Annotated in this window: 13 protein-coding genes; 5 read left to right on the top strand and 8 right to left on the bottom strand. The window is 34.8% G+C overall.

Features of this window, described 5'->3' with window-relative positions:
- Window positions 1-39: 39 nt before the first annotated feature.
- The 5 genes from HX124_RS04725 to HX124_RS04705 form a co-directional block, all read right to left on the bottom strand.
- The gene (locus HX124_RS04725; RefSeq protein WP_286382100.1) at window positions 40-738 is read right to left on the bottom strand and encodes a hypothetical protein; all 699 of its coding nucleotides are present in this window, start codon (window positions 736-738) and stop codon (window positions 40-42) included.
- Window positions 739-755: 17 nt separating this feature from the next.
- Window positions 756-1,061, bottom strand: a complete 306-nt coding sequence (locus HX124_RS04720; protein ID WP_286382099.1) for a hypothetical protein — start codon at window positions 1,059-1,061, stop codon at window positions 756-758.
- Window positions 1,012-1,473: a hypothetical protein gene (locus tag HX124_RS04715; RefSeq protein ID WP_286382098.1), complete on the bottom strand. Its 462-nt coding sequence runs from the start codon at window positions 1,471-1,473 to the stop codon at window positions 1,012-1,014. The genes HX124_RS04720 and HX124_RS04715 overlap by 50 nt, the downstream gene beginning before the upstream one ends.
- Before the next feature lie 98 nt (window positions 1,474-1,571).
- Window positions 1,572-2,267, bottom strand: a complete 696-nt coding sequence (lolA, locus tag HX124_RS04710; protein WP_286382097.1) for an outer membrane lipoprotein periplasmic chaperone LolA — start codon at window positions 2,265-2,267, stop codon at window positions 1,572-1,574.
- A 278-nt stretch (window positions 2,268-2,545) separates the two neighbouring features.
- Window positions 2,546-2,881 carry an MGMT family protein gene (locus HX124_RS04705; protein WP_286382096.1) on the bottom strand — a complete coding sequence of 112 codons (336 nt, stop codon included), beginning with the start codon at window positions 2,879-2,881 and terminating at the stop codon, window positions 2,546-2,548.
- A gap of 102 nt (window positions 2,882-2,983) precedes the next feature.
- Between HX124_RS04705 and HX124_RS04700 the strand changes: the two genes are divergently transcribed.
- From HX124_RS04700 to HX124_RS04690, 3 genes are all read left to right on the top strand, one after another.
- On the top strand, window positions 2,984-3,949 hold the full coding sequence (locus HX124_RS04700; RefSeq protein WP_286382095.1) for an alpha/beta fold hydrolase: 966 nt from the start codon (window positions 2,984-2,986) through the stop codon (window positions 3,947-3,949).
- Between the two features lie 249 nt (window positions 3,950-4,198).
- The gene (locus HX124_RS04695; RefSeq protein WP_107006422.1) at window positions 4,199-5,173 is read left to right on the top strand and encodes a hypothetical protein; all 975 of its coding nucleotides are present in this window, start codon (window positions 4,199-4,201) and stop codon (window positions 5,171-5,173) included.
- 12 nt (window positions 5,174-5,185) lie between these two features.
- Complete coding sequence (locus tag HX124_RS04690) at window positions 5,186-6,085, top strand: arginase family protein (protein WP_286382094.1); 900 nt, start codon at window positions 5,186-5,188, stop codon at window positions 6,083-6,085.
- A 58-nt stretch (window positions 6,086-6,143) separates the two neighbouring features.
- Here the strand turns inward: HX124_RS04690 and HX124_RS04685 are convergent, their stop codons facing one another.
- A complete protein-coding gene (locus HX124_RS04685; RefSeq protein WP_107006420.1) occupies window positions 6,144-7,643 on the bottom strand; it encodes a cation:proton antiporter in 1,500 nt (499 codons plus the stop codon).
- 241 nt (window positions 7,644-7,884) lie between these two features.
- Between HX124_RS04685 and HX124_RS04680 the strand changes: the two genes are divergently transcribed.
- Complete coding sequence (locus HX124_RS04680) at window positions 7,885-8,430, top strand: hypothetical protein (protein ID WP_286382093.1); 546 nt, start codon at window positions 7,885-7,887, stop codon at window positions 8,428-8,430.
- 49 nt (window positions 8,431-8,479) lie between these two features.
- On the opposite strand, the gene ypfJ is transcribed toward HX124_RS04680, so the two are convergent.
- Together ypfJ and HX124_RS04670 are read right to left on the bottom strand one after the other, a co-directional pair.
- Entirely contained in the window at window positions 8,480-9,370 is an 891-nt protein-coding gene (gene ypfJ / locus HX124_RS04675) for a KPN_02809 family neutral zinc metallopeptidase (protein ID WP_286382092.1), read from the bottom strand.
- A gap of 67 nt (window positions 9,371-9,437) precedes the next feature.
- Window positions 9,438-10,352, bottom strand: coding sequence for a DUF808 domain-containing protein (locus tag HX124_RS04670; protein WP_286382091.1), 915 nt, complete (start codon window positions 10,350-10,352; stop codon window positions 9,438-9,440).
- A gap of 213 nt (window positions 10,353-10,565) precedes the next feature.
- Here HX124_RS04670 and trpS point away from each other — a divergent pair, with 213 nt between their 5' ends.
- Window positions 10,566-11,579 carry a tryptophan--tRNA ligase gene (trpS, locus tag HX124_RS04665; protein WP_286376565.1) on the top strand — a complete coding sequence of 338 codons (1,014 nt, stop codon included), beginning with the start codon at window positions 10,566-10,568 and terminating at the stop codon, window positions 11,577-11,579.
- The last annotated feature ends 528 nt before the right edge of the window (window positions 11,580-12,107 follow it).

Here is a 12,107-nt window from a genome sequence, read left to right as displayed (position 1 = left end):
ATAAAACCACAACATCCAAATTGAAATTGATTATTGTAATTATTGCCTACTTTGCTTTCTTAATTTCTTGTTTAAGCGTTTATTTTCACGTTTTCGTGCGGCTGCTTCATCTTCATTTCGGGTTTTTAACACGCCCCAAATACGTACATTAGATTTAACAATCGTGTCTCGTTTTAAATCATAAATTACATTTCCTTCCAAACCACCTAAAGTACCATTCATCCAATGATCAGGATCACTTGCAGGATAAATTGCCACAGCCATTAAAGGCTCATTGCCTAAAAATGCCATACTATAACTATGCCAACGCAAAGGTAAACCTGTTTTATTTTGATGCAAAAATGTTTGATAGCTTAAATATAAATTTTTTAACATGCTTGCAGGGATGATTAAATCAGAAAAGTGATCCGTAAAACGATAAAAATGCAAAAGCTCAGGTAAGGCTTGAAAGGACGGTTGAAAATGATCAATCTGTTTTTGATGGACAATATCATAATCAAAACGATAGGATTCTAAATAAGCACTCAGATTGGATTTTGGGGTGAATAGAGCAGTTAATACTCTTGTATTTTGATCAGCTTGTAAATAAATTTCATAATAGTGTGTCAGTTCAAAGCCTGCCTGTTTTTTAGAAAAATCACGATAGAGCTGAAGCAAACAGAAGAACATCTCTGTTGAAAGGTCATAAACCTCTGCCCCATCTTCACGTCTAAAGGGATTATGCATATGTCTAGTCATAAGGATTTTCCTATTTTTTATTTCCGCTGTTGACGTAGCTTTTCATTTTGTCTTTTTACGCGTCCTTTGGGTTGCAAACTTAAGCGTTGAATAATGTCTTCCGTTTTATTTTGAATAAAATGTTGAAAAATAAAGGGAGGCTGACTGATATCAAACATGACATACGCCTTTAAAGGGGGCTCTTCCTGATCTTGCTTAAAATGTGGTTCCAATAGCATTGGCTCAGGTTGCGTCAGTACTATCAACGTTGATGCATACTCAAAAGATGCTGGCTCAAACATCGTTAAACGGAATTGATAAACTGTATGGATAATAGGATTCATTCCATTGCACAAATAAATGCTTTGCCTGTGCGATATATTTAAATACTTTCGCTTCTACACTCAGTTGAAGTAAATCATCAACTTGCACAATATTTACTTGTATTTTTGGCTCATGCCGCAATGGTTCGAGCTGTTGTGCATGAATTAATTTTTGCTCGTAAATATCATAATGCAAATGGATCTCAGACTGTAAAATTCCCGCTCGCTGTGCCTGTACATGCAAAATAATGCTGCATATTCTCTGATTTTGACTGATTTGAAACGAGGCATGGTAATAGCGTAAGGCATCTCCCAAGGGATAAATTTTTTTCACATCCTGAACAATACGTGCGAAACAAAAAAACAAATCTGCACTTAAATCAAAATGATGTGCTAACTTTTGTTCATGTAATTCATGTTTAAAATTTTTCATTATTTAATTTTTTTATCATAAAAGCGCTCTATCATAACCATAAAAAAGCAGCTCGAAAGCTGCTTTCTTGTTGCAAAGATTTATTCATCAGTTCTATTTTACTGGTCAATAATATCTGTACCTTTTGGTGGTGCAAAATTAAATGTAGATGCAGGTAATGATGGGTTGAGCTTCACATTATTAAATTTTACATAGGTTGTTTGACCTAAAGAATCCTGCAAAATCATCAGACTAGGGGCTTTATTTACACCAAAGCTAATGGTTAAACTTTGGAATGCACCTTCTTTGTCTTTTGGATATAAAGTGTAATATGTTTTTGCTTGGTCAGGCTGCGTAATACGATATGCCTGCTGAATTTGCTGCGTATTACCAGACAATAATAATGCAGGCGTATTTGCAACTTGTTCATCTAAACTTTGGCGTACGGCTTGCTGCAAATCTGGGTCATAGATCCAAACCATTTTCCCTGTAGTTGCAATCGTTTGTTTTGCTGGAGATGTCGTTTCCCAATAAAACTTACCTGGACGTGCAACTTTCATCACACCTTTAAAAGTTTGATTCATATGTTGCGCAGTCAAACCTTTTTGTTGAGCAACTTTACCATTACTTGTAACCTTAGTCGTTTGTTCAAAATTAGCAGATAAACTTTGAATACCACTGAGCTGTTTGACTAAATTACTCGTTGCTTGTTGCTCCGTTGCAGCAGTTGCAGCAAAAACTGTTGTGCTCATTGCAGGTGCAAACAGCGCCGCACTGATCGTTACTGCACCCATGGTTTTACGAAGCATATTCATATGTTCACCTTTTATATATTTGCTCAATCGCAATTTGTTAGATGATTTATCATAAACCAAATTTTAGTGCTAATATTAGAGAAAATAAGAAGTTTTGTATTGTTATTAATGCACTATGTAGAAATTTATTCATCATGATGGAGATAAGCAGCTTTTCAAATCACATTTTAATCATCGTTTATTTTCGTTTTAACATTGATAAATAAAACTCCAAATACACGTTTAGTCCTCTATTTAAAATACACACTAAATTAAAATATTCATTTCAAAATCTTCATTTAAGGCTGCCAACCAAATTTTTTTAGATCAACTTTAGCCTGAATCACTGCGACCCCTTCTGCTAAAAGCATTGCTTCTTGAATATTAATGCCATGTTCATCAAGTTTGTTTAGGCTTATTTTGCCTTGTGAATTAATAACACGATGCCATGGTACATCTTGATCTGTTTCTAGTTGTGCCAAGACTCGCCCCACTAAACGAGCATGTCGTGGTAAGCCTGCTAATTTTGCGACCTGACCATAGCTTGCCACTTGACCATAAGGAATCAAGACCACAACAGCAATAATCATTTGAGCTAATTCTTGAGCTGGATTTTGTAGATTTTTTGCATTCATTGACTGAAATACACTCTAATTGGATATTTAGGCAAATGTATTTTTATAAATACTGTTCTAATCTTAAATCACTTTTAACAACAAAAACATAGAGCACTACAAATGAAAGGAATCTTAAGTAAACTCATGCTTTCTACAGCATTAAGTATGGGTATTGCTGCAACAGTCAGCATCCCTACCCAAACATTTGCTGCAATTGATATCCAAAGTGTATTACAACAAGAACGTGCTTGGGCAGGTTTACAATCTAAACGACTGAAAGTCGCTGATATTGACTGGGCTTATAGTGAAGGTGGTCAAGTTGGAAAACCGACTTTACTTTTAGTACATGGTCTTGCAGGTAGCCGAGATAACTGGAATCGTTTAGCACGTTATTTAACGCCTTATTATCATGTGATTATTCCAGATTTACCTGGTCAAGGTGATAGCAAAGTACCTGCTGACTTTGACTACACCATTCCAAACATGACTGAAAAACTACGTCGTTTTGCTGAAGCAGCAAAAATTGAACAAGGTTTACATGTTGCTGGTCATAGTATGGGTGGCTCAATCGCACTACTTTATGCAGCACAATATCCTGTAGATACTAAATCACTCTTTTTAGTTGATAGTGCTGGGGTCTTTAAATCCGCAAATACGCCTTATCTCAAAGATCCGACGACATTACGCAGTATGATTGTCGCGAAAAAAGGAGATTTGGATAAAGTTCTCGGTATTGCAACAACACTCCCACCCTTTATTCCAAATGAACTCAAAGAAGCTCAAGAAAAGCTGATGATTTCACAAGCTGCCAACAACGCAAAATTAGTAGAACAATTAATTTTAATGTCTAAAGTTTATACTCCTGAAACTTTTGCACTCGCTGCTCGCTCAATAGATCAACCTGTACTTATTGCATGGGGTGATCAAGATAAAGTGATTAATGTTGAGGCTGCGGCTGAACTGAAATCTTTATTAAAAAATGCCAAAGAACCTCTCATTTTAAAAGGTGTAGGTCATATGCCGATCATGGAGCAAGAGCAATTATTGGTTCAACCTTATCTTAATTTCTTGAATAGCGTAAAATAAAAAATATGCTTTAAAGCAGTAGAGACCTCTGCTGCTTTATCTACAACTTCATGCCATGAAAACCTATTACTTTTAAAAAAAATAGTCATGATTTGAGAATAAATCAAAAAATTAAATCTTTAATGTGTTGCTTATTCAAACAAAAATAATAATAACTGATCTGAAAATATTGTGAAAATTATCTAAATTTATTATTGTTGGAAGACTAAATAATTTAAAAAACGATAAAAATTTTTATTGGGGAATAATATGAATGATGTCACTTTAGATCATGAAGTTTTACAATGCTTTACCGAGCGTTTGTATCCTCTGGCTAAAAACTTAACTGAAATGTTAAATGAACATTTTAGCCATCAAACTGAACGTCGTGGTTGTGGTTATACTCAAGCTACACGTGTTGTTGCTGAGTTTATTAATGCTGAATTGGATGAAACTGACTTTAAAGATTTCAAAATTTTTGATCAGTACGATACAAAAGGTTTAAAAACATTACTGGCTAATGCGCTTGGATTTGGCTTAGAACTTAAAACTTGGCGTAATTTAGATATTAATCCTGATGTGCAACAGTTCTTAAAGCTCAAACAAGACAGTGACGATGCTTTTGTCAATACTTTACGTACAGAAGTTGAATTTCAATCTAAACTACGCAATATCCATGAGTATGTCGAAAAAGAAGAAAGTAAAGTTTTGTGCCAATTTTTAGAAGATATTATTTTAAGAAAAGACCCTGCAGAGCTTGCCTGTCTTGAATTAAAAAATCTGAATGAAAAGCCTAAAGTCGGTTCTTGCCCAATGGCAGAGAATTTTTTCTTAAAAATTGCGCATGGTCGTATGCTGCGTCAAGGCAATATTAATATCTTTGTTGACAAAAATGAGCGCCCTATTTTAATGGAAAAAATTAAAATGGGAGATGATCATTCTTGCATTAATCTTGTCCCATTGATTATTAATGGAATTCGTATTCCACTTGGGAGTTTATTTTCTGTATATTATGATGAAGAGAATATTGCCAAGCGTCCAAATAAAGTGTTCAAAGGTCATATTATTTCAATACATGATGTAATAGGTTTTTGGTTTTTACGCTTAACAACACTGGCGATTTCACCACAAAATAGAGCGAGAGCATTTAGCTCACATTTCAAACAACAAGTTGATAATGGACTATTTAGCCCAGAAACAACAGAATTGAAGCAATTAATTTCAGTTGCCCAAGATCAAATTTAATCGAGAGTTATCATGTTAAAAGCTTGCTACTCACCACAGTATTTTGCTAAAACGCATACGAATAGCATGGAAAAACTGACTGCGGTAGCACAAGAACTTGAGGTCTACGAACTTGCAGAACTCGTAGACCCAGAAAGTATTGATCCTAAAATTTTGTATGGCATTCATGACCCTGAATATGTACAAGCTTTTGTCAAAGGTAAAAAGCCTCTTGCTGTTATGCAAGGCTTTAAACAGTGGAGCTTACAATTTCGTGAGGCTATTTTTGCCATACAAGCAGGTCAGCTTTTAGCAACAGAAATTGCATTTAAAGAAGGAATTGCAGCCAATATTGCGCAAGGATTTCATCATGCAGTTTATGAACATGGTAATGCTTATTGTACATTTAATGGACTTGCCTTAATTGCACAACAATATCCGCATAAGAAAGTTTTTGTTTTAGATTGTGATCAACATGGTGGTAATGGAACAGCAGAATATACACGTAGATTTGAAAATTTATTCAATTTTAGTATTTATGCTTTAGCCTTTGGTTGTGCAACGTACGAACGTAGCATCACACGTCATATTCACAATAAAAAAGGTTCATTTGAACAATACGCCGCTGCTGTCATCGAAGGCTTTGAACATGCTTTAGATTGGCAAGCTGATCTGATCGTTTATCAAGCGGGAATGGACTGCCACCAAAATGATCGTTGTGGTTCTAAATGGTTTGATACAGAGATGTTATATCAACGTGATTTAATGGTTTTCAAACTTGCTAAAAAATACAACCTACCCATCATGTTCGTTTTAGCAGGTGGTTATCAAAAATTAGATGATTTAGTTCCTTTGCATATCAATACCTTTAAAGCAGCGAATCAAATCTATTTTCCAGAAATGGTTTTAAGCAAACTGAGTAAATTAAACTGAAAAATCAAAAAAACCGAATGATGATGCATTCGGTTTTTTTTATGAAGAATAAATAGTGCTAGAAGTTATTTGGATTTTCCAAACGTTTTACTTCTTGTGCTTTATCAGGATGATATACAGCAGTCACACCATCTTCACTTTGCTTATTGATAATTGCTTCAGGATTATAAATGGTAATGGTTTCATGCCCTTCTGCGTCTTCACCAACAATATATTTCACCCCTTTACGATTCATTTTATGACACATACGTTGATACCAACCTTTAAAACCTGTCGTTTCTTCTAAAGGGTTGTAATAAAATGCATTCATAACCGCAGGCAGTCCCAAGCCACATACAATTCCTGAAAGTAATACACTGATAAAAGTATACCCAATCAAAATACTACTATAATCACGTAATTCAGGAATGTTAGCCACAGCCAAAATCAGTGCTAGGGAAATACCACCTCGTACCCCACCCCAAGATAAAATCGCCAAACTGCCGTTATAACTCTTATGTCGAAATGATGGGAAAAATGCGAATGCCAAATAGTTCGCTGCAAAGCGTGATAAATGCAAAGCAAAGAAAGCAAAAATACCGCCTAAAATCAAACTTGTACTTAAATCTAAAATAAAAATTTCTAGACCAATTAAAGTGAAAAGGAATGAATTAATAATCCCTTCTACTGTATGCCAAAAATGATTTACCTCACGAATTTCACGATCTTGTAAAATTTCTTTCCATTTATTGCCGACAATCAAACCGCCAATCACGCAGGCAATCGGTGCCGAGGCATGGGCAAATAAAGCAACCAGATAAGAACCACAAGCCAACAATGCTGTGGTTAAAATCAAAGATTCCATTTCATGTTTACCACGCAGTAAACGCAAAATAGCTAAACCAAATGCCCAACCAATAATCACAGCAACAACAATTTCATATAATAATGTTTGTAGTGTTGCAACTAAACTAAAATGCTCACCTTCTAACACATTGAGTAAAGTCATAAATACGGCAATACACATTGCATCATTAAATAAGGATTCACCTTCAAGTTTGACCATTAAATGATGAGGTGCGCGAACAGAACTTAAAACACCTTTAATACCAATAGGGTCTGTTGCACCTAATGCTGAACCAAGTAACAACAACACTAAAATCGGTACAGGATTTCCAATCACATATTGGAATCCAAATACAAGACCTGCAAAAAATACTGCACATAACAATAAAGCAATCGTTGCAAGAATACTGATGGGTTTCCAATATACTTTTAAATCTGAGACTTTAAATTTAAGTGCAGAGGAAGTTAAAATAAAACAAATCACGCCATTGACTAAAAAGTCATAAAAATCAATATGTCTTACCGCTTCTTCAATATTATGAATATTAATGGAGATAAATTGATTACCATTTAGTAAACTTGCCCCCCATTGTAAAATAAAGACGAAAACGGCTGAAACTAAAGGCACTCCTATGGCTTGCGGAAAACCTAAAATACGCTTATTGAATATGGTTGTAGCAATGGATAAAGCAAAAACAACTGTAAAGACCTGTAGAAAAAAATAATTACCCATGCGTATCCTTTTTCAGTTTTTAATATCGGTGGACAACCATCACCCATCATTTTTTAAGTAAATTAAAAATGAAAGCTGATTTTTAAATTTATATAATCTTACAAAAAAATGATTAAAATCACCCGTAAAAATATAATTTCTTAACATAAAACTTCTTAAATGTGATTAAGAGCTGATTTAAGGATATAAAATTTAGCCATAAAAAGGTATGATTATTATTTAGTTTTTGCTTTTCTAGGTTATGCCTTTAAAAATTGTTTTTCGATATTTTTTTGCTTTTGTTATTTTCTTGGTCAGTCTGATTTTGATTTGGACAACTTCAGTTAAAACTGTTGAAGTTTTCAATGCGCCTCATGTTAAAGCAACATCTACGCAGCTCAGCAGTACATCTGCTCAAGAATTTCGCTTAATCGGCAACAACCAAAAACCTGATCAAAAATTATTTATTACCATTCCAAATCAAGGCTATGTCGCAAGGATTTCATGTATTCACTATATGGATTCTTTATGTACTGACCAAGACAATCAGCATCAATTTAGAAAAATAAACTCTATAAAACTCATAAATTACAAATCAAATCAATATATTCAAAATATTGATTTTACCAACACACAAACTTTGCAAAAAAAATCATTTGATTTTACTGAGCAACAAATTTCTGATTTTTATACAGCAGATACTGAAAAATTAAAATTTCAGCTGATTCCTTTATTCTTTTTCAGCCTCTTTGCAATTTATGTCAGTGTACGAATTTTGCGTAATTTTAAAACATTTTTAAATAAATAAAGGAGAGATATTTCTCTCCTTATGCTTCATGTGATGTCATCTAATGACTTTATTTAAACGTATCACACTGATTAATATCACCTGTTTTTAAACCTGTTTGAAACCATTGCATGCGCTGTTGACTTGTTCCATGTGTAAAACTGTCAGGCACTGCATAGCCTCTCGCTTTTTTCTGTAAATAGTCATCCCCAATTTTCTGAGCCGCATCCATAGCTTCTTCTACATCGCCTTGCTCAAGAAATTGGGTTTTTTGATGGGTTTTATTTGCCCAAACACCTGCCAAACAGTCTGCTTGTAATTCTAAACGAACAGAGAGTTGATTGCCTTGTGCTTCACTTGCGCGCTGACGTGCTTGTTGTACTTGCCCTGAGATCCCCAAAAGATTTTGTACATGATGACCAACTTCATGCGCAATCACATAAGCTTGTGCAAAATCCCCTGCCTCATCCTGAGCACTGAGCTCAGATTGATTTTGTTCACCTGAAATGCCCATTTGCTGACGCATGTCTTTAAAGAAAGAAGTATCGATATACACTTTTTGGTCAGCAGGACAATAAAATGGTCCCATAGCAGATTGTGCTGTACCACAAGCCGAATCTGTTCTTCCTGTAAATAACCTCAATTTAGGTGGTATATATTGAGCACCTTGTGCCTGAAAAATAGGGGCCCAAACATCTTCTGTATCTGCAAGAATAGTCCCTACAAAATCTGAAACTTCTTTCTGCTCAGGTGTTAAATTTTCAGGAGAAACTGCCTGAGTTTGTACACCTGAAGTCACTTGTTTAGTGGTTTGATAAGCTTGTTGCGGATCTACGCCAAAAAACTTCCATGCAACAAAAGCAACTATTAGCCCGAGAATACTAATGCCACCTGCTTTTGCCCCGCCCCCACCTCGACGGTCTTCAACATTACTACTTACTCGGCGTCCTTTCCAACGCATAGCCTGATCCTTATTTTTTAATTCAGTGATGTTTAGTTTAATGATATTTTTACAATTGGGTAGAGCTTCACGCACCTCGTATTTTTTGTACTGTTTTTACCAAAATAAGCACCAATAAACCCGCGACTATACCAATGACCAAATTAATCAAAGTCGGTGTAAGCGCACCAATAATTACCCCTACAGTTGGAATATGTTCAACTTGGTCGACAGTTTGCTCTGTAAAATGATGTAATGATGAAATCCCATGTGAAATAATCCCTCCACCCACTAAAAACATCGCAATGGTGCCCACTATTGATAAAGTTTTCATCAGTAAAGGTGCAAATGCCAGTAAACCACGCCCTATTGTTTTCTTAAGATTAGATGCTTGTTGAGTTAAATATAATCCTAAATCATCAATTTTCACAATCATTGCAACAAATCCATAAACCCCGACCGTCATCACGATTGCAATAATCGAAAGTACCATGACCTTACTCATAAAAGGTGCAAGTGCAACAGTACCTAATGAAATCACAACAATTTCAGCAGATAAAATAAAGTCAGTACGTATAGCACCTTTAATTTTATCTTTTTCAAATTTAACTAAATCTGTTTCTACAGCATCCAACTCTACTTCTGCTTCACTTTGAGTTTTTGCTTTGCGATGTAGAAGACTATGTAAAACCTTTTCAACCCCTTCAAAACACAGAAAAAGCCCACCAAGCATCAACAAAGGCGTAATTAACCATGGTGCAATGACACTAATCAGCAAAGCGAGTGGAACTAAAATAAGCTTATTAATAAATGACCCTTTTGCAACACTCCATACCACAGGAATTTCTCGTTCAGAACGAACACCTGCGACTTGTTGTGCATTTAAGGCTAAATCATCCCCCAAAACACCTGCTGTTTTTTTTGCTGCCATTTTACTCATTACAGCAACATCATCTAATACAGTGGCAATATCATCTAATAGTAATAACAAGCTACTTGCCATTTTTTTCTTATCCTAAGCTGTGTTGATTTAAATAGTTTAATTAAGTTTTTAAATGCTTTATAGATTGTCTTGTATTTTTATATATCATTTTTGAAATTTTGAATTTTTGCAATCAAGTACATTATTTCGCTGACATAAAAAAAAATTATGCCGTACAATGTGCAACATTCTTAGCAACAACAGATGTCGTCGCTTACGGCTGTGGAATAAATAATGAGTAATCAAGACAATCGCCCTGTCATCCTAACAGGCGACCGTCCAACGGGACAACTTCACTTAGGTCATTTTGTTGGTTCACTACGTTCACGTGTAGGTTTACAAGACTCACATCACCAACATTTACTTTTAGCAGATGCGCAAGCATTAACAGATAATGCCGACAATTTTGAAAAAGTTCGCCGTAATATTCTTGAAGTTGCAACAGATTATTTAGCCGTTGGTATTGATCCAAGTAAAACAACGATTTGTGTTCAATCATGTTTGCCTGCGCTCAATGAACTGACAATGTTATATCTTAATTTTGTTACAGTTTCTCGTTTAGAGCGTAATCCAACGATTAAAGCTGAAATTCAATTACGTGGCTTTGAGCGTGATATTCCCGCAGGTTTCTTATGCTATCCAGTAGCACAAGCTGCTGATATCACAGCATTTAAAGCAACAGTTGTACCTGTAGGTGAAGACCAAATTCCGATGATTGAACAAACCAATGAAATTGTTCGTCGTTTAAATCGTCAAATTGGTCAAGATATTTTACCTGAGTGTAAAGCACTTCTTTCGAACATGAGTCGTCTTCCTGGTTTTGATGGTAAGGCAAAAATGTCTAAATCTTTAGGCAATACAATCGTACTTGATGCTTCTGATAAAGATATCAAGAAAGCAGTTAATGCGATGTATACCGATCCAAACCATCTACGTATCGAAGATCCAGGTCAAGTCGAAGGAAATATTGTATTTACTTATTTAGATGCTTTTGATCCAAATAAAGAAGAAGTTGAAGAATTAAAAGCGCATTATCGTCGTGGTGGTTTAGGTGACGGTACTGTGAAAAAACGTCTTGAAGGTGTACTCAAAGAATTGATCACACCAATTCGTGAGCGTCGTATGGAGCTTGCAAAAGACCCTGATTACATTATGGATATTTTGAAAACAGGTACGGATAAATGTCGTATTATTACTCAAAATACGCTTGATGAAATTAAAGATGGTTTAGGTGTTTTCCATTTTTAAGTTATAAATAAGTTGTTCAATAAAAAAGCCTTTCATTTGAAAGGCTTTTTTATTCTGGAAAGAAAAGCAACATAAATCGTCTCTTATTAACGTAATTTAACATGAATTAACGTGAAAACTAATGACGTATTTATCAGGCAGTATTATATTTAATTCACGTTATGAGCAATCCCCAAAGTTCATAACATTTCTCCTTAACCGAATTTGTGTATGCAGATTCGTTGTTATACGCAGTGATCACCCCAATCATTGCGTATTTTTTTGAGCTTAAAATAATCAATAAAACCCTTTTACTTCATTTCCAATAGGCTGATTGTTTAGAAAACATTGATTTTGAAGTTTAATTCCTTTTTTTCCTAAAATCCCTTTTCTCCTTATCATTCGTTTTATTGCTTGTTTTAGATATGTCTAATTTATAATCTACTTTATCATTTATTACAACTGCCTTGCTTTAAATTTATTGTTTTACTAAAAATCAATAACTTATTGATTTACAATTACTAATATCAAAAAAATCTTGTCAATATT

This window comes from Acinetobacter sp. 226-1 (assembly GCF_030329325.1).
GTDB classification, from domain to species: Bacteria; Pseudomonadota; Gammaproteobacteria; order Pseudomonadales; family Moraxellaceae; genus Acinetobacter; species Acinetobacter sichuanensis.
This window is presented reverse-complemented; position numbering and strand designations above follow the sequence as displayed.